21 protein-coding genes are annotated in these 17,125 nt (G+C 37.7%); 5 read left to right on the top strand and 16 right to left on the bottom strand.

Annotated features, from left to right (window positions below):
• The first annotated feature begins 104 nt into the window (after positions 1–104).
• Positions 105–563: a DoxX family protein gene (locus tag FFJ24_RS25785; RefSeq protein WP_138820051.1), complete on the top strand. Its 459-nt coding sequence runs from the start codon at positions 105–107 to the stop codon at positions 561–563.
• 44 nt (positions 564–607) lie between these two features.
• A complete protein-coding gene (locus FFJ24_RS25780; protein WP_138820049.1) occupies positions 608–2,311 on the top strand; it encodes a M28 family peptidase in 1,704 nt (567 codons plus the stop codon).
• Between the two features lies 1 nt (position 2,312).
• Here the strand turns inward: FFJ24_RS25780 and rhuM are convergent, their stop codons facing one another.
• A complete protein-coding gene (gene rhuM / locus FFJ24_RS25775; RefSeq protein ID WP_138820048.1) occupies positions 2,313–3,305 on the bottom strand; it encodes a virulence protein RhuM/Fic/DOC family protein in 993 nt (330 codons plus the stop codon).
• A 39-nt stretch (positions 3,306–3,344) separates the two neighbouring features.
• On the opposite strand from rhuM, the gene crtD reads away from it, so the two are divergent.
• Entirely contained in the window at positions 3,345–4,859 is a 1,515-nt protein-coding gene (gene crtD, locus FFJ24_RS25770) for a 1-hydroxycarotenoid 3,4-desaturase CrtD (RefSeq protein WP_138820046.1), read from the top strand.
• Positions 4,860–4,940: 81 nt separating this feature from the next.
• Here the strand turns inward: crtD and FFJ24_RS25765 are convergent, their stop codons facing one another.
• The 5 genes from FFJ24_RS25765 to FFJ24_RS25745 are packed head-to-tail and all read right to left on the bottom strand — an operon-like array spanning position 4,941 to position 8,704.
• Positions 4,941–5,444 (bottom strand): shikimate kinase, encoded by a 504-nt coding sequence (locus tag FFJ24_RS25765; protein ID WP_138820044.1) that lies wholly within the window; start codon positions 5,442–5,444, stop codon positions 4,941–4,943.
• 20 nt (positions 5,445–5,464) lie between these two features.
• Positions 5,465–5,911, bottom strand: a complete 447-nt coding sequence (locus FFJ24_RS25760) for a DinB family protein (protein WP_138820042.1) — start codon at positions 5,909–5,911, stop codon at positions 5,465–5,467.
• 4 nt (positions 5,912–5,915) lie between these two features.
• The gene (locus FFJ24_RS25755) at positions 5,916–6,971 is read right to left on the bottom strand and encodes an ABC transporter permease (RefSeq protein WP_138820040.1); all 1,056 of its coding nucleotides are present in this window, start codon (positions 6,969–6,971) and stop codon (positions 5,916–5,918) included.
• 2 nt (positions 6,972–6,973) lie between these two features.
• A complete protein-coding gene (locus FFJ24_RS25750; protein WP_138820039.1) occupies positions 6,974–8,125 on the bottom strand; it encodes a BT_3928 family protein in 1,152 nt (383 codons plus the stop codon).
• 33 nt (positions 8,126–8,158) lie between these two features.
• Complete coding sequence (locus FFJ24_RS25745) at positions 8,159–8,704, bottom strand: DUF1599 domain-containing protein (protein WP_138820037.1); 546 nt, start codon at positions 8,702–8,704, stop codon at positions 8,159–8,161.
• 100 nt (positions 8,705–8,804) lie between these two features.
• Here FFJ24_RS25745 and folP point away from each other — a divergent pair, with 100 nt between their 5' ends.
• Together folP and cdaA are read left to right on the top strand one after the other, a co-directional pair.
• Entirely contained in the window at positions 8,805–9,656 is an 852-nt protein-coding gene (gene folP, locus FFJ24_RS25740) for a dihydropteroate synthase (RefSeq protein WP_138820035.1), read from the top strand.
• 130 nt (positions 9,657–9,786) lie between these two features.
• Positions 9,787–10,578 (top strand): diadenylate cyclase CdaA, encoded by a 792-nt coding sequence (gene cdaA / locus FFJ24_RS25735; RefSeq protein ID WP_138820033.1) that lies wholly within the window; start codon positions 9,787–9,789, stop codon positions 10,576–10,578.
• Between the two features lie 622 nt (positions 10,579–11,200).
• Here cdaA and FFJ24_RS25730 read toward each other — a convergent pair.
• The 10 genes from FFJ24_RS25730 to FFJ24_RS25685 form a co-directional block, all read right to left on the bottom strand.
• Positions 11,201–11,611 (bottom strand): BrxA/BrxB family bacilliredoxin, encoded by a 411-nt coding sequence (locus FFJ24_RS25730; protein WP_025145566.1) that lies wholly within the window; start codon positions 11,609–11,611, stop codon positions 11,201–11,203.
• Positions 11,612–11,707: 96 nt separating this feature from the next.
• A complete protein-coding gene (locus tag FFJ24_RS26400) occupies positions 11,708–12,205 on the bottom strand; it encodes a CCC motif membrane protein (RefSeq protein WP_210419432.1) in 498 nt (165 codons plus the stop codon).
• Between the two features lie 8 nt (positions 12,206–12,213).
• Positions 12,214–12,534, bottom strand: coding sequence for a DUF2752 domain-containing protein (locus tag FFJ24_RS25720; protein WP_138820031.1), 321 nt, complete (start codon positions 12,532–12,534; stop codon positions 12,214–12,216).
• On the bottom strand, positions 12,518–12,946 hold the full coding sequence (locus FFJ24_RS25715) for a YkvA family protein (protein WP_138820029.1): 429 nt from the start codon (positions 12,944–12,946) through the stop codon (positions 12,518–12,520). The genes FFJ24_RS25720 and FFJ24_RS25715 overlap by 17 nt, the downstream gene beginning before the upstream one ends.
• A 17-nt stretch (positions 12,947–12,963) precedes the next feature.
• Complete coding sequence (locus FFJ24_RS25710) at positions 12,964–13,848, bottom strand: YARHG domain-containing protein (protein ID WP_138820027.1); 885 nt, start codon at positions 13,846–13,848, stop codon at positions 12,964–12,966.
• A gap of 22 nt (positions 13,849–13,870) precedes the next feature.
• Positions 13,871–14,497: a DUF2306 domain-containing protein gene (locus FFJ24_RS25705; RefSeq protein ID WP_246862701.1), complete on the bottom strand. Its 627-nt coding sequence runs from the start codon at positions 14,495–14,497 to the stop codon at positions 13,871–13,873.
• On the bottom strand, positions 14,494–14,904 hold the full coding sequence (locus FFJ24_RS25700; protein ID WP_138820026.1) for a hypothetical protein: 411 nt from the start codon (positions 14,902–14,904) through the stop codon (positions 14,494–14,496). Before FFJ24_RS25700 ends, FFJ24_RS25705 begins: the two co-directional genes overlap by 4 nt.
• Before the next feature lie 12 nt (positions 14,905–14,916).
• Entirely contained in the window at positions 14,917–15,324 is a 408-nt protein-coding gene (locus FFJ24_RS25695) for a putative toxin-antitoxin system toxin component, PIN family (RefSeq protein WP_138820024.1), read from the bottom strand.
• A 5-nt stretch (positions 15,325–15,329) separates the two neighbouring features.
• Positions 15,330–15,545 (bottom strand): hypothetical protein, encoded by a 216-nt coding sequence (locus tag FFJ24_RS25690; RefSeq protein WP_138820022.1) that lies wholly within the window; start codon positions 15,543–15,545, stop codon positions 15,330–15,332.
• 40 nt (positions 15,546–15,585) lie between these two features.
• On the bottom strand, positions 15,586–17,103 hold the full coding sequence (locus FFJ24_RS25685) for a GH3 auxin-responsive promoter family protein (protein WP_138820020.1): 1,518 nt from the start codon (positions 17,101–17,103) through the stop codon (positions 15,586–15,588).
• Positions 17,104–17,125: the final 22 nt, after the last annotated feature.

The raw sequence follows: 17,125 nt of genomic DNA, 5'->3' as shown, positions 1-17,125 counted from the left end.
GCTCACAAAATCCGATGATACAGTTTGATTTTCAATATGTTATTTGATATTATGATATAAATCCGTAACTTAATATATCATTCACATAAAAATGGAGGTTCATTATGAACGTTATCCGTAAAATTGAACATTGGGGAGATGTTCATCACTCAAAATGGCTGGATTATCTACGGATTACACTCGGCCTGATCATTTTTGGAAAAGGTGTTTCTTTTGTTAGTGACACATCCGTACTCCAGAATATGATTACACAAAACAACGTATTTGGTTTTTCAGGCGTACTAATCAGTGTAGCCATTCACGTTGTTGCCTTTGCACATTTGGTTGGCGGTATTTTGATCACGCTGGGCCTGGTTACCCGCTTTGCCGTGGTCATCCAGATCCCGATCTTACTGTTTGCCGTGTTTTTCATTAACCTTACCCCGGGTTTCTCTACACCAAATTCGGAACTTTGGTTTTCGGTGCTGGTATTGTTCCTGCTCATTATGTTTTGGGTGGTTGGCTCTGGTCCGTTGTCGGTTGATGAAGGACTAAAACGTAAAACGGGCAAACGTTACGCTTAACCAACATTAAATATTCTTAGTATCTTTCGTTTTTATAGATAATCATGAAAACGAAGATACTTTTTCTACTGCTTATAGCGGGACTGGCATGTTACGCACAAAATCCGACGGATGGATATTTTAAACTAATCAGACCTGGCTTCCAGGAAAAAAATGCGTACGAAACCACTGCTTTTGTGGAAAAATATTTCCGTGTACCTGGCAATACGGGTTTTAATGCAAGTATCCATTATGTAGAAAACATCCTTAAAAAAGCTGGTTTTGTAGAACAGAAGCAAAATGAATTCGAAGCCCCATTAACTTATCGCATCGAAAAAAGAGCGATGAAAAATAACACCTGGGAACCTGTTGATGCCAATATTGATATTGTAGGTGAGACACAACCGCTCATTTCATACAAAACCAACCGCAACATGATTCCCATTAACTGCGGCTCAACCCCTGTTGGCGGCGTTACGGCAAATGTGGTTTACATCGAAAAAATAACTCTATCGGAAGTAGAAAAAATGGATTTAAAAGGAAAAATCCTGTTTTCAGAAAATAATCCATCACGTTTACTTCAAATCGCAACGAAAGCCGGCGCCATTGGTGTTTTAGGTTATTCGATGCCGAAGTACACCCAGCCAGAAACTCATCAAACTTCTATCCAGTTCGGCAGCATGAAAGCCAATAGCGAAGTGTGGACGCTGCTCCTATCTTATGCAGCTAAAGAAAAACTAAAGGCAACCTGTTTAAAAGGTGAAACGAAATTGAAAGTAAATATCCAGACCAAAATATATCCTTCAGAAGAATTAACCATTGTAGCAAATGTTAGAGGTAGTGTAAATCCTACTGAACGTTTTGTGTTTAGCGCACACGTACAGGAACCCGGGGCAAATGATAATGCGAGTGGTGTAGGAACGCTGGCAGAAATGGCGAGACTAACCGCTGAACTATACCAGGAAAAAAAGATCAATCCGAAGCGCAGCCTGACTTTGTTATGGGGTGATGAAATTGTATCGACCAGAAGATATATTACAGAAGATACTACGCGTGCCAAAGGCATTTTATGGGGAATGAGTTTGGATATGGTTGGCGAAGACACCAAAAAAACCGGAGGTTCTTTTCTGATTGAAAAGATGCCTGATCCATCCGCCATCTGGACAAGAGGGACAGATAAACACACCGAATGGGGCGCCGGCGATGTTGGTGAGAAAGATCTTTTCCCGCATTATTTTAACGATTTTATTTTCGATATCTGTAAAGCACAGGGAAAATTTGCCAATTGGACAGTTAACTATAATCCTTTTGAAGGCGGCAGCGATCATACCCCATTTTTACAAAACAAGATCCCGGGATTATTGATGTGGCACTTTACCGATGTATTTTACCATACGGATAACGACCGGATCGACAAAGTTTCGCCAACTGAAATGAAAAACGTTGGGATAAGTGGTTTAACTGCAGCTTATACTTTAATTTCTGCCGATGAAAACACGGCTATAGCTACTGTTTCGCAAGTTAAAGCGGATGCTTTGACACGCCTAAAAACCGAATTTGAGCTCAGCAAAAAGGCAATTGCTGATGGAAAAGCAGCAAGTGACGAGAAGCATATTATCGAGGTTTGGTGCAAATGGTATGTGGATGCACTGGCAACCATTAATAAAATGCCGGTAAAAGCAGAAACCACAAAAGTAGGTTCGGCCATTAAATTTGCGACCAACGAGATCGAAAAACAAACAAAAGTGTATTTAGCCGAATTGAAGTAGGCTAATTTTTATAGTTGATCAGATTAATAACTACTTTAACCATCATCTCTTTTTCTTTAGGATCACTTTCTGCGATGAGTAAGGTAAGCGCAACCAGCGCATTATCGGCAATTCTTTTTGTACCATCTTCACGATAGAGCATTTTATTTTTATCCAGAAACCAAACAAATAAAAAGGCAGCGATCCGTTTATTTCCATCCGAAAATGAATGGTTTTTTACAACGAAATATAATAGATTAGCCGCCTTTTCTTCCATACTCGGATAAAGCTCTTCTCCATCAAATGTTTGGTAAATGGTATACAATGAACTTTTAAATGATTGGTCTTTTTCATTTCCAAAAAGTTTGCTTCCACCAAATTTCACTCTCAAATCATCTATTGCTTCAAGTGCAGAATCGTAATCTATTTTAAAATTACCTCTATGACCAGAAACTTCATTTTCCAGCTGCTGATGGTCGTAACGATCAAGAACATCTAAAGCATAAACATAATCTGTAAGAATTTTAAAAGTATCTTTTAGCTCATCATTATTAAGCAAGTGGTTATTTTGAACAGCACCAACCAACTTAATCGCCTGTTTTAATTCTATAAGTTGCTGGCTTTGCTCTTGTAATTTTTTATGATTTAAGGCATACCCATTTATCAGATAATCTTTTAAAATCTGGTTGGCCCATATACGGAATTTTGTTCCTTCAACCGATTTTACGCGATAGCCAACTGATATAATCACATCTAAAGAATAAAATTCGATTTCTCTGCTGACTGATCTATTGCCTTCTTTTTGAACTGTCAAGGATTTCTTGACTGTTGAACTTTTATCCAGTTCATTTTCATTAAAAATATTCTTAATGTGGAGACTTATATTCTGTTTAGTTTTATTAAAAAGCTGTTGCATCTGCTGTTGAGTAAGCCAAACAGTATCATTACCGAAAACCACTTCTATTGCCGGCAGTCCCTCTTCATTTTTATAAATTATAATTTCATCCTTAGTCATTGCCTTAAGTTAGTAAAATATTTATTCTATTTTCGCATTATGCCTAAACCAAAAGCCATAATTATCGGAGCCGGAATTGCAGGAATTGCATCTGCTATTCGCCTCTCCATAAAGGGTTACGATGTTGATGTTTTTGAAGCCAACTCAAAACCCGGAGGTAAGCTCGGAGAAATAAAAATGAATGGTTACAGGTTCGATGCCGGTCCAAGCCTTTTTACCATGCCGCAATATGTGGATGAACTGTTTAAACTGGCTGGTAAAAACCCTGAGGACTATTTTAAATACATTAAACTAAAAGAAGTTTGCCGTTACTTTTACGAAGATGGCTTAAGGTTAAATGCCACCTCCGATCTTAACAAATTTGCCCGGGATATAGAAGAAAAAACCAATTCAACAGCAGCAGAAGTCCAGCGGTTTTTAAAAAAAAGCAAGACAATTTATGAGGTTACACATCGCGTTTTTTTAGAAAGGAGTTTACACAAACTTAAAAGTTACCTGCATTGGGATACCTTAAAATCAATATTCCGTTTTGGCCAGATTGACGCTTTTAGAACACAGGCCAGGGCAAACAAATCATTTTTTAAAGATGAGCGGATCACGCAGCTTTTTAACCGTTATGCCACCTATAATGGCTCAGACCCCTATCAGGCGCCGGCTACATTGAATGTAATTCCACATTTTGAATATCATTTTGGCGCTTTTATCCCAAAAGATGGAATGTACGGTATTATCAAGGCTTTAATTAAATTGGCTGAAGAACTGAGCATCAGGTTTCATTACGACCAAAAAGTTGAGGAAATTTTATACACCAATGAAAACAAACCTAAAATAAACGGGGTAAAAGTTAACGATAAAACCTACAAAGCAGATATGGTGATCTCTAATCTTGATATCTGGTTTACTTACAAAAATTTACTCAAAGACATAGCTGAACCTAAAAAATTATTAACCCAGGAACGCAGCAGTTCAGCATTGATTTTTTACTGGGGTATGGATGGGAACTACAGTGATTTAGGTTTACACAATATTTTCTTCACTGAAGATTACCAAAAGGAATTTAGTGCCATCTGGAAAGATAAAGCCATTTGTGATGATCCTACTGTTTACATCAACATCAGCGCTAAACATTTAAGAAATGATGCGCCCCTGAATAGTGAAAACTGGTTTGTGATGATCAATGTACCCGCCAATAAAGGACAAAATTGGGATCAATTGATTATGGAGGCAAGGACAAATATTATCAAAAAAATCAGCCGGATTCTTAACAGGAATATTGAAAAGGATATCATTTGTGAACAGATCCTCGATCCAAGAACCATAGAAAGCAAAACAGGATCGTATCAGGGTTCTTTGTATGGCAACAGTTCCAACAATCAGTTTTCAGCCTTTTTACGACACTCTAATTTCAGCTCAAAAGTTAAAAATCTATACTTCTGCGGCGGAAGCGTACATCCGGGTGGGGGAATTCCTTTGGCCTTATTGTCAGCAAAAATAATTGATGATGATATTAGTTCAGTTGTTCATCAGGCATTGGTTGATTTGTCAATAGTTTAGTGGTTCATGGTCGGTAGCTCATGAACTATAACTATATTAAAGCGATTAACCTACTACAGACTTAAGACTCGGGACTGCAGACTAACGACTTCTCCTAATTGCTTCCTCTAACTTCTCTCCATCAAGATCAAACGCATCTACAATTATTTTCGCTTTTGTATAAAAAGGATCGCGCTCCTGAAGTTTTTCTTTAATGAATACCAAAAGTTGTTCATCATCCAAATCTTTAATCAGCGGGCGCTTTTGGCGGTTATGTAAACGCGAAACCAAAGCAGCTGGTTCCATTTGCAGGTAAACCGTTTCTCCATGTGTATTCATCCATTCCATATTATCAAAGAAACAAGGCAATCCACCTCCGGTAGCCACCACACAGGTTTCAGGATAATCGAATGTTTTAAGCATTTCGCTTTCATAATCCCTAAAACCGCTTTCTCCAAATTCTGCGAAATATTCGGCAATGGTTTTACCGGTTTTAGAAACAATTTCGGCATCAAGATCTATCACCGGGCAATCTAAGCGGTGTGCCAATTGTTTTGCTTTGGTGCTTTTGCCGCAGCCCATATATCCGATAAGGAAAATTTTCATCTGAAGTTCTTATAGCCGACCTATAATAAATGGTCGCGTTTTAACATAATATAATCGGTTACAGGGGGCGTAAAACCTGCCTTTTTTAATAAAGTTACAACCTGTCCGCGATGATAAGTAGAATGATTAAATAAATGAAATAAAATCTCATCTATCCGGTTTTCATATTGCTCACCTCTCGAATTACTATATAAAATACGTTTAGCCAAAGGATGATTATTTAGTGCTTCTCTGATCAGTTTAAAATTTTCTAAAGAGAGGCTTTCAAAATCTTCTTTTGGGTGGATATCCCAAACGCCATAGCGCGATTTTTTGCCAGAAATTCTTTGCGCCCAAATATGCTGTGCATTAAGCATGTGACTGAACAAACGCGCTGCATCAGGCAATTCAATGGCTGCCAGTTTAAATATTTCGATGATGCGGGCATCAGCAAGCTCGGTATAATTAATGATTTCTTCTTCTTGCATTGCTTTAACTTAATTTAACCCTCGGATCAACATAAGCATATAAAATATCTACCAGGATATTAATGATTACAAATACGAAAGCGATAAAAAGAATTGATCCCATTACAACCGGAAAATCGGACATTTCTAAAGCAGTCACCGTTGTTCTTCCTAATCCGTTATAACCGAAAATGTATTCTACAAAAAAGGAACCTGCTAATAAAGAGGCAAACCATCCAGAAATAGCTGTAATTATGGGATTCATGGCGTTTTTTAAGGCATGTTTATAAATTATTGTATTCCTGCTCAAGCCTTTCGCCTTTGCCGTCCTATTGTAGTCCTGTGCCAAAACATCCAGCATGGCGCTACGGGTTAACTGTACAATAATGGCCAATGGCCTTAAACCCAGCGTAATCATTGGCAACCATAAATTCCTTAAAGTTAACACCTCTCCATTAAAAGGATCGTAAGAATATAGACTGCCGCTCATTTTTAGACCTGTATAATTGCTCAGCACAAATCCGAAAAGCCAGGCAATAATAATTCCTGCAAAAAAAGAAGGCGCTGATATACCCAGAATAGCAAATGCATTGGCCGATTTATCTATCCACGAATCTTTATAAACCGCTGATAACACACCTAAAAACACACCGATGACAGTAGCAAAAATCATTGCGGTTAAAGCAAGGATGAAGGTATTTGGTACGGTTTCAGAAAGGATTGCAGTTACATCGCGTTTGGTTTGGTACGAGCTCCGCAGATATGGCCATTTTAGCGCCAATACTTTTTGATCAAACGCAATCAGTTTTGCGTAATGGTATTTCTGCTGACTGTTACTATCGTTATCCAGAATACTGATCGGCGATAAATCGTTGATATATAAAATAAACTGTACGGGTTTTGATCGGTCTAAACCAAATTCTTTGCGAACTGCTTCAAGTGACTGCACATCAGCCCGCTGCCCCATTGTCATCCTTGCAGGATCGCCAGGTAAAATATTAAACAGCACAAAAACAACCAATATTACGCCACCCATTACCAGCAGTCCATACATCAGTTTTTTCAGTGCGTATCCAATCATGTTTATTTATCGAAATATTTTCTGCTTAACTGGTCAAAAGTTGGCACATTATGAAAATGCCATTTATTAATCACCACACCATTTTTCATTAGCAAAATACCAGGATTTGCCCTTACCATACTTTTTAAAGGCACTGCATCAGCATAAAATACTTCAGAAAACAAGTTGTTCTTTTTGATAAAAGCCTGAGCATCCTGTGCCGAATTGGAAGTAAGCAAAACCGTACGGATATTAAACTGCTGTGTAGCATTGATAGCAAGTGCATTTAATTTACCAATAGCTGCATCATTTGTATTATGAAGATCGTAAGCCACAAAAATTAAATTGTAGTATGGGTTTTCGATCAGTTCCTTTGTATAATCGGTTCCGGAAGCATCTGTAATATTCAAATCTTTGATTTTAGGCTCAAATCCTTTTTTAACCAGTCTTTTTGCCGGTTCACCGATAATTTCCCAATTGTTATCTTTCCAGATCTCTGTTTTAAGATAGGCTTTATCGCTCATGTCTTTTTCCTCTTTCGTTTTCTTGTTTTTGAGGTGATACATGATCTCAAATTCATCAGGCTTTTCTCCCGGAGGAATTACCATTAATGATGGAATATGCGCGCCAACTTTATAGGGCAGAAAGTCAATAATTGGCAAAACATTGTAAGTATACAACCCAAAACCTAAAGATATTACGGTTACCAAAAGGGCAATATTTCTTTGTGTAGCTTCTTTTTTAAATAATGGATGGATAAGGTTTTTGTTTAAGAAAATTACAATAATCAGCGCTAAAAGTATCAGATCTTTTGTAAAAGACTGCCACGGAGTAAGCGGAATGGCATCGCCAAAACAGCCACAACTGGTTACTACTTTGAACGCTGCAGATATAAAGGTTAGCAGGGTAAAAAAGATAATGAGAAGCAATAAACCCCAGGCTACCTTTTTACTCCAGAAGCCCAATAGCAACAAGGCACCGAGAACAATTTCTAAAGTGCAAAGTAAAATGGCAATTCCAGTGGCCATCCCACTCAGGAAATTCAGGTGAAAAACTTCAAAATATTCCTGTAGTTTATAGCCAAAGCCAAGCGGATCATTTGCTTTGATTAATCCTGAGAATATGAATAAAGCACCGACAAAAATTCTGGAGAATCCTAAAAGTATATTTCGCATCTATATATTTATTTTTAAAGGCTATTACGCTACCTATTTAACGCCGAGTTTAATCAGCGCGAAAACCGAGTAGTTCAACATATCCTGATAATTCGCATTAACACCCTCTGAAGCCAGCGTTTGCCCTTCGTTATCTTCTATCTGTTTAACCCTAAATATTTTCATCAAAATCAGGTCGGTTAACGAGCTAATACGCATATCGCGCCAGGCCTCACCATAGTCGTGGTTTTTAGCAAACATTAAATCCTTGGTTTCCGTTATCTTTTCTACAAACCTTTTTTCAACTTCATCATAAGGCATTTCATTCGGGTCGCTTTCGGTTAATTCTAGCTGCATCATCGCAATAACACAATAATTTACAATCCCAATATATTCAGATATCACACCCTCTCCTACCTTACTTACTTTTTTTTCTTCCAGAGTGCGGATGCGTTGTGCTTTAATAAAAATCTGATCGGTTATCGAACTCGGCCTTAAAATCCGCCATGCAGTGCCGTAATCTTTAGTCTTTTTTAAAAATAATGATCTGCAAACTGCAATCACTTCATCGAACTCGGTAGAGGTATTTGTTTGTGCCAAAGTCAATAATTATTTAGTTTTTAGTGTATTTTTGTGCTGAAAAAACAAAAGCTAAAGATACATTTTTAAAGCGAAACCCAAATCCCCGAAAGGGTTTATTATGGCAGAAAAAAACTTTTTTGAGCCCAAACAAAGCTTAAATATTAAGGGTAAACTTATCGATTTAACCAGTCCAAAAGTAATGGGCATTTTAAATATAACTCCCGATTCTTTTTACGACAATAGCCGCACAAAATCAATAGACGAAGCTTTAATCAAAGCAGCCCGGTTTCTTAACGAAGGTGCTACGTTTATTGATATTGGGGGATACTCATCCAGACCAGGCGCAAAGGATATTACTACCAATGAAGAGATTGATCGTTTGGTGCCTGTGGTAGAAAGTTTGGTAAAAGCATTTCCTGAAGCGGTTATTTCTATCGATACCTTCAGGGCAAAAGTTGCTCAGGAAACCATTTCGGCCGGTGCGCACATTATTAACGACATTGCAGCTGGCGATATGGACGAGCAGATGTTCGATACAATAGCTAAGCTGCAGGTACCCTACATGATGATGCACATGCAGGGTACCCCACAAAATATGCAACAAAATCCGGTTTACAATAATGTGCTTTTAGAGGTTATTGATTACCTGGCAAAAAAAATTGCCACGCTAAAGGCCCTTCATGTTCACGATATTGTTATTGACCCAGGTTTTGGTTTTGGAAAAACGATTGAACATAATTACGAACTGCTTAACCAGATGGAGGCCTTTAAAATATTTAAGCTGCCTATTTTAGTGGGTTTTTCACGTAAGGGAATGATTTATAAAGCGCTTGGTACTTCGGCAGCAGAGGCCCTGAACGGCACTTCCATACTCAATACTATTGCATTGCAAAAAGGCGCAGGTATTTTAAGGGTACATGATGTGAAGGAAGCGGTAGAGTGTGTGCGGTTGGTAGAGAGGTTGGGTTAAGCGGTTTGCGCATAGCGGTTAGCGTCTTTTATACATCTATAATATTCTATTTACAATTAACCGATTAACCAGTTCAACAGTTAACCTATCTTACTTGTAAACTGAAATCCGTTTTGCTATCTTGCCACTAATGAAAGGTTTTGATTTTGACTTCCTTAAAGTATCGCCAACTGATATCGTTGATATCATTCTGGTGGCCTTATTAATTTATTACGTTTATACCCTAATCCGCAATACACTAGCCGTTAACCTGCTTGTTGGGATGTTTATCATTACAGTTTTTTACTGGATAGTAAAAGCCTTACACATGGAATTATTGACTGCAATTATAGACAAGTTTATGAGTGTGGGGATTATTGCATTGATCGTAATTTTTCACCCGGAGATCAGGCGCTTCCTTTTACTGATTGGGAAAAATGCTTTTCTACAAAAGAATAAAGCCTGGTGGGGTTACTTATTTGGTCGTAAAGAAATTGAAAGGAATAATTTATCCCGGATAAAACCAATTATCGACGCCTGTAAAAGCATGAAGAAAACGCGTACAGGAGCGTTAATCGTATTCGTTAAATTCTATGACGAACAGTTTTTTGCCAATAGCTGCGAACTTGTTGATTCCAAAATATCGAAACGTTTGCTAGAAAGTATCTTTCAGAAAAATAGTCCACTGCATGATGGCGCCGTGGTGATCTCTGAAAACAGAATCAAAAGTGCCAGCTGTATTTTGCCTTTAACAGATAACGATCAGTTACCCTCGCAATTTGGATTAAGGCACCGTGCAGGTATCGGTGTTTCGGAAACGACTGATGCCGTTGCGGTAATTATATCAGAAGAAACCGGAGAAATATCTTATGCCAAACAAGGAAGGGTAAGAATGAATGTTTCTTTCGGAGAACTGGAGAAATTGCTAAATAAGGATTTTTAAAAGCACAGATTAAGGAAATTTTAGGTGATTACACAGATTCGGACTTCTCTATCATTCTGAACGCAATAAGGAATACTTCAGCTATGAAAACGATCCTTCGACTACGCTACCATTGACGTTATTTTACAAACAATTACTAATCAGTATTTTAACTGCTTTCGCATTTCGATCCAGCTATGCCACAGGACCGTATCCCCGTTTCATTTAAATCCGGACTAACAAATTTTTCGGTCTCCACTGACAAAGCCATCGCACTGGCTTCTAAAGAAAACGGCGAAGCCCTCATGAATGCAGCTGAAAGTTATAAACAACAAATGAATAAATTTTCAGCCGGTGTTTTTTGTTTCTTTTTGACATCAAAAAGAAAGAGCCCTTCGGCGGCGGCGAGCCGAGGCACGACCGCGCGTAGGATAAGAGAAGACAATTGTACGTCACTCATATTGATTTTAAACAATTTAATTAACCTCAGGATGACAAACCGAAGGAGAATATTCTGTGGTTTCTGTGTTTCCGTGGCAAAAAATTACAATAAACGCAAAAAGGCGAATGTTTCCATTCACCTTTTCAATATAATTTTAAGAATTACCTATCGGTGTAATCCTACAATCTGTGCAATCAACCGTTAGCAGTATTGTTCAAAAGCACCGATCAGGTTATCAGCAATCATTTGTGCTGGTCTGCCTTCAATCTGATGGCGTTCGATCATGTGTACCAATTTACCATCTTTAAATAAAGCCATTGCCGGAGATGATGGAGGAAAAGGCATCATATAATTTCTAGCCTGATCTACTGCTTCTTTTTCCATACCTGCAAAAACGGTAACCAGTTTATCAGGGTGTTTTTCGTGTGCTGCTGCTGCACGAGCTGCCGGACGTGCATTTGCTGCTGCACAACCGCAAACTGAGTTCACCACAACCAACACCGTACCTTCGCCTTTAATAGCTTGATCTACATCTGCTGCGTTTTTTAATTCTTGAAAACCAACGTTGGTTAATTCCTTACGCATTGGTTCTACTAAATATTCTGGATACATTATCTTAGTTTTTATTTACAATATCAATAGTACAAAAATAAGAAAATCGAATGGCATGCACCATTCGATTTATATTTTTAAGGTAAAATTAATTCACTACTTCACACCTTTTATAAAGTTGTCAAACATTTGAGGATTAGCAATGGCTCCAACTATAACTAATATAACGATTACGATAAATAAAACACTTAAAATGGTTGCAATCATTCCGCAGATCTTGCCTGCTTTTGCATTTTTATATGATGATTCGGTATATAAACCTGGATTAAGCTGATATTTTTTCATATCACCAGCACCAAGTATCCAGGCAATTACGCCGAATATCAAACCAAATATACCATAGAAGCAACAAGCTGGAATCGCTAAGATACCCAGCACAAGAGAAGCTGTAGCATTTGGTAAGTTCTGCTGACCAAAACCTCCTCCTCCAAACTGGCCAAACGGTGGTGGCTGCTGAAATGGCGGCGGTTGTTGGAAAGGTGGTGGCGTTGCAGGTCCCTGATCAAGTGGCTGGAAAGGGGCTGGTTCGGAATTTTGATTCTTTGAAAGATCAATAGGTTTATTTTCTTGAGGATTTTCCTGTTCTTCTGACATAGGTATATTTAGATCAATTGGTGAGTATATATTTTGTAAATGTAATTGATTAAAATAATTAGTGCAACACCTGCAAAAACGATTTTAATGAGCTGTGACCCAAATTTAAAATCTACTTTTAAGTGAACAATGGTAAACAAGACCACAAAAAGGAGTGGAATTGTTGCGGGATAAAATTTAAAAGAAGCGATCAGATCCCCTTTAAAAAGAGCTAAAACCGAACGCTGTAAGCCACAACCCGGACAATCGATCCCGAACTGGGTTTTAAACGGACAACTGAAAAGATGCTCGCCTAACCATTCTAAAAAACTTTTATGCGGGTGAGCCATTTATATCTATTACTTTTCCCCGGGCATCTTTCCAGTCCTTATATTTTTCCAGGTCTTTAAGTACCTGCCTGTACACCAGATTCAAGATATAGATATCATCAATGAAACCTAAAACAGGTACAAAATCAGGAATTACGTCAATAGGAGATAAGAAATAAATCAGTCCTCCTAAAATGGCAATAATTGATCTTTTAGGGATTTCGGTATAATCGCCGTTCACGTAATCTTTAGATACTGCAAACAATAATACCAGTTTGGCCCAAACCCCTTCTAAATCACCTTTATTGGTTACTGCCTTGCCAAGTGCATCTTTAATGGTATTGCTGGCTTTGTTCTTATCACTTAAGATTACCGAGGCTTTGCTTTGCGATTTCTTAAAAAATCCGAGTATTTTATCCCTGTTCAGTTTCATAATTAATACGTTACAAATTAACGGCCAAAAGCATCGTAATTGTCTTCCGCATATTTGGTAAAGCGGTCTAACAACTTAATATTTTTATTTTCAACAGCCGTTAAATCATTATCAACGTTGTTTTTTACAGGAACATACCATTCTACCGGATCGAAAAAATTTCTAAATGTTTGCTTTTTAAAAGCGTAACCATGTCTGGCAAAAATAGTATTCTTGATAATCTGCAGATCGAGTTTTCGCAAATTCTTTACATCCTCTTCTTTTAGTACTGTGGTTGAGGCGTTTAATTTAAAAATTTGATCGGATGCACTTCTATAAAAAGGATTGGCCTCAAGGGAATCAACTGTGCCATCCTCTAAAGTATCCACTCTTTTTACCATCTTGTGGTCACTCCAGTCTACATAACTCGATTCTGACGGCAGCATCAGGTCTGCATTATATTCGAAGTTCTTTTTAAGCAATTTGAATTCTTTTTCGGGCCATTTAAGTTCTTTTTTATACGCGTTCCACTTTCCTATTAAGGTATCGCCAACCAGGGTGATTTCAAATTTTCCGTCGTATTTTTCGGTGCCGGGCTCATTTAAAATAAAAGTGATTTTACTTCCATCATCTGATAGCTTGCCCAGTAGTGGCCGGCTGTTGCCAGAAACTACGCTCTGCGCAATTACGGTATCCTTCGTAATTTTTTTAATGTTGATATTCAGTTTTTTAATGGCATCCGACATATCTCCTTCGTACTCTGATTCATCGGTTGTGTAAAAATCACCAACCCAAAAACCGTATAGTTCTTTGTGGATTTCTGGCTGAGCAACTGCCGTAGATTTTACGGTATCTTTCTTTTTCGTGTCTCTGCATGATAGCATTAAGAGTGGGATCAGAGCGAGTAATAAGATTTTTTTCATAGGATTATCTCTGTTTTATAGGTCAAACGATTTTCTCTTTAATCAGCCATTCGGCAAGCAACAAATTGGGTATCCAGCCCAGCCAGGCAATAATCTGGTACACATCCATCGGCGCCGGGTGGAATAAATATACTAAAATAACTTTCCACAGCCTTAACGTAATGGCCGAAGCTGCCAAAGCAAAACTGCGGTACATGAACTTTTTATGGGCAGTTATTTTTCTTTTCAGGATCAATAAGGTTGCTTTTAAGGTAAACCAGAACCATAAAATACCCAAAATTATAAATGAGGTTTTTGCTACTAAGCCACCGTTTGCAAACCAACCGATAAAAATACCAGATGGTGAAGCTAACAATAACACAAAGCTAACATACAAATAGCCTAACCATTTGTGTATTTTAGGATATTTAGCTAAAATTCTGGCATTAAATTGTGTAAAACCAGCCAGTAATGCAAAAATGGCACTGTACACGTGCGCATAAAATAGGGGCAGGTAGGCTTTTATTCCCGATACTTCGGTCTGCTTGATCTGCAAAAAGGATACTTCACTACTCAGCGGAATGTAACGCAAAGTAATCTGCACCATGAGCATAAAAAAGTAGGCAAAAAACAATAGCCAAGCCATCTGTTTATAGCTGATGCTTTTCATCTGTTTTTATTAAAAAGCAGAAGTAATTTTTTATCGAATGGAATGGCGACCAATTGTGCGTTCACCACGTCATCTTCGTAAAGCTGCTGTTTTTGGGGATCGAATACAAACCTGGCGATAACAGGCATCCTATCCGAGTAACTTTCGTGAAGGTTAAAATTATAGTTTTTTGAATATTCCTGTGATGGATCGGTTTTAGGGTTAGGGCTACTCTCGAGCATAATACCATAAGATGTGCCTCCGTTTTTTACAATCCTTTCATATAGGCCTTTGGTAAGCTGTTTGCAACGTGGAGAAGTTTCTACGATTTTATACGCAACCTGTGCTTTGTAGCTTTCCTTTACCTGTGCTTTCGATTGGTATATTGATGATCCTAAAATAAAAAAAAGAAATAGATTGTTTTTCATGATTGAGTAGCGTTATTCTTCAATTACTGATAAAAATTCATCAATTGTTAGCACATTAACTTTAGGAAATTCTATTTGCTTCAAGATTTTAAAGTGATGGTCATTTGTTATAATATAATCAGCATTGCTACACACATAAGCATCAACATACTTATTATCATCTAAATCGGATAAAATTAGTTTCCATTCAAAATATATGTCAACTTTTTCTACATTCTTAAGATTTAGCAACAATTCTGCAGCGTTACTTGCTACGAGAAAATTTGTTTTTTGTTCTAAAATTTCGACGTATTCTGAAAGAATGTCGTTACTAATTACGGAGCGAAAATATCCACTAATTAAAGCATCAAAAATCGGCCTATATTTTGATTTTTTAGGAATTGAGATAAGAAGTACATTAATATCTAGTACAACTTTCATTAATGTTATTTTTTTCTTAGATGTTCATTCTTCCAAGATTCAATTGTATTTTCGTCCCAATTTTTCTCATCCCAAAGTTTATCCATTTCATCCGATGCCGATTTTGCGAAATATTTGGTCAACATTTCTTTAATATCATTCAATTGATTATCGGATAAATTATATTGAAATAATTTTAATAGCTCTAGCTGAACATTGGTTAATTTACCTGTAGCTTCCATACTTTTCGTTGTGAACTAAACAAATATAATCAATATTAATTTAAGATGATTTCATCATTTCCAAAATATCATCTACATATTTTCGCTCATTCGCTAAACGGGGTACCTTATGTTGCCCACCCAATTTATCCTTCGCTTTTAGCCAGTTATAGAAAGTATTTGCAGGAGCGTTGTGTACTTTAGGCCGGGCTAGTGCCATATCCTTAAAGCGCTTGGCATCGTAATCAGAGTTCACTTCACGCAGTGTATTGTCCATAATATCAATGAACTTTTCAAAATCATTTGGCTGTTTATCAAATTCGATGATCCACTCATGCCCTCCGGCTTTTTCATCTTTAAAATAGATTGGTCCGGCGGTATAATCTTTTATTTCGGCACCAGTTTCCTGGCAGGCTTTAGTTAGGGCCTGTTCTGCATTATCAATAATCACTTCTTCGCCAAAAGCATTGATAAAGTGTTTGGTACGTCCTGTAATTTTAATGCGGTAGGGAGAAAGAGAAGTAAATTGAATGGTATCGCCGATCATGTAACGCCATAAACCACCATTGGTAGAAATCACAATAGCGTAGTTTTTATGCAGTTCTACTTCGCCCAATAACAAAGCCTTAGGATTCTCTTCACCAATGTTTTCCATCGGAACAAATTCGTAGAAAATACCGTAATCCAGCATCAGCAACATTTCTTCTGAGTTATCCTGGTCCTGAATACCGAAAAATCCTTCGGATGCATTGTAAGTTTCCAGATAATACATGTCGGCGGACGGAATCAGCTGTTTAAACTGTTCACGATAAGGCGCAAAATTTACAGCACCATGAATATACAATTCTAAATTCGGCCAAACCTCCAATAAATTTTGCTTTCCGGTAAGTTCCAGCACTTTTTTAGCCAATACGATAGTCCAGGTGGGCACACCCGAAATGCTGGTCACATTTTCATTGATGGTGGCTTCAGCCATCCTATCCATCTTGATTTCGTAATTGTCCATCAAAGCGATAGACATATCAGGCGTACGGTAATATTCAGCCCAGATAGGAAGATTTTTGATCAATACAGCCGATAAATCTCCATAAAAACAATCTTCGTTTAACTGGTTAACTTGATGGCTGCCACCTAAAACCAAACCTTTTCCGGTAAACATCTGGTTATCCGGGCGGTTATTGCAATAGATGGAAAGCATGTCCTTACCACCTTTAAAATGGCATTCTTCCAAAGATTCTGGAGAAACCGGGATAAATTTACTTCTATCACTCGTGGTACCTGATGATTTTGCAAACCATTTGACATCAGATGGCCATAGGATGTTCTGTTCGCCATTAAGCATGCGCTCAATGTAAGGCTTTAAGGTATCGTAGTTTTGAATCGGAACACGCTCCTGGTATTGTTGTGGAGTTAAGATCGATTTATAATCGTACAACTTGCCCCATTCGGTATTTTCGGCACTATCAATCAAATTATGGAACCACTCTTCCTGAACATCATGTGGATATTTCATAAAAAGTTCGATCTGGTGGATCCGCTTTTTCATTAACCAGGTAAAAATTGAATTTACAAATGCCATCTTTAAATGTTAGAATTAACGG

Source organism: Pedobacter sp. KBS0701, from assembly GCF_005938645.2.
Lineage (GTDB): Bacteria > Bacteroidota > Bacteroidia > Sphingobacteriales > Sphingobacteriaceae > Pedobacter.
Note: the sequence above shows the minus strand (reverse complement) of the source record. Positions and strands in the feature narration are given on the sequence as shown.

Bases quoted from the DNA above. Each gene is read 5' to 3' on its own strand.
- FFJ24_RS25760 (WP_138820042.1), bottom strand. From the start codon at position 5,911: ATGCAAGAAGAAGAAATCATTAATTATACCGAGCTTGCTGATGCCCGC.
- FFJ24_RS25715 (WP_138820029.1), bottom strand. From the start codon at position 12,946: ATGAAACTGAACAGGGATAAAATACTCGGATTTTTTAAGAAATCGCAA.
- FFJ24_RS25685 (WP_138820020.1), bottom strand. From the start codon at position 17,103: ATGGCATTTGTAAATTCAATTTTTACCTGGTTAATGAAAAAGCGGATC.
- FFJ24_RS25705 (WP_246862701.1), bottom strand. From the start codon at position 14,497: ATGAAAAGCATCAGCTATAAACAGATGGCTTGGCTATTGTTTTTTGCC.
- FFJ24_RS25710 (WP_138820027.1), bottom strand. From the start codon at position 13,848: ATGAAAAAAATCTTATTACTCGCTCTGATCCCACTCTTAATGCTATCA.
- FFJ24_RS25780 (WP_138820049.1), top strand. From the start codon at position 608: ATGAAAACGAAGATACTTTTTCTACTGCTTATAGCGGGACTGGCATGT.
- FFJ24_RS26400 (WP_210419432.1), bottom strand. From the start codon at position 12,205: ATGTCAGAAGAACAGGAAAATCCTCAAGAAAATAAACCTATTGATCTT.
- cdaA (WP_138820033.1), top strand. From the start codon at position 9,787: ATGAAAGGTTTTGATTTTGACTTCCTTAAAGTATCGCCAACTGATATC.
- FFJ24_RS25765 (WP_138820044.1), bottom strand. From the start codon at position 5,444: ATGAAAATTTTCCTTATCGGATATATGGGCTGCGGCAAAAGCACCAAA.
- FFJ24_RS25695 (WP_138820024.1), bottom strand. From the start codon at position 15,324: ATGAAAGTTGTACTAGATATTAATGTACTTCTTATCTCAATTCCTAAA.
- FFJ24_RS25700 (WP_138820026.1), bottom strand. From the start codon at position 14,904: ATGAAAAACAATCTATTTCTTTTTTTTATTTTAGGATCATCAATATAC.
- FFJ24_RS25755 (WP_138820040.1), bottom strand. From the start codon at position 6,971: ATGATTGGATACGCACTGAAAAAACTGATGTATGGACTGCTGGTAATG.
- FFJ24_RS25690 (WP_138820022.1), bottom strand. From the start codon at position 15,545: ATGGAAGCTACAGGTAAATTAACCAATGTTCAGCTAGAGCTATTAAAA.
- FFJ24_RS25785 (WP_138820051.1), top strand. From the start codon at position 105: ATGAACGTTATCCGTAAAATTGAACATTGGGGAGATGTTCATCACTCA.
- folP (WP_138820035.1), top strand. From the start codon at position 8,805: ATGGCAGAAAAAAACTTTTTTGAGCCCAAACAAAGCTTAAATATTAAG.
- FFJ24_RS25730 (WP_025145566.1), bottom strand. From the start codon at position 11,611: ATGTATCCAGAATATTTAGTAGAACCAATGCGTAAGGAATTAACCAAC.
- crtD (WP_138820046.1), top strand. From the start codon at position 3,345: ATGCCTAAACCAAAAGCCATAATTATCGGAGCCGGAATTGCAGGAATT.
- rhuM (WP_138820048.1), bottom strand. From the start codon at position 3,305: ATGACTAAGGATGAAATTATAATTTATAAAAATGAAGAGGGACTGCCG.
- FFJ24_RS25720 (WP_138820031.1), bottom strand. From the start codon at position 12,534: ATGGCTCACCCGCATAAAAGTTTTTTAGAATGGTTAGGCGAGCATCTT.
- FFJ24_RS25750 (WP_138820039.1), bottom strand. From the start codon at position 8,125: ATGCGAAATATACTTTTAGGATTCTCCAGAATTTTTGTCGGTGCTTTA.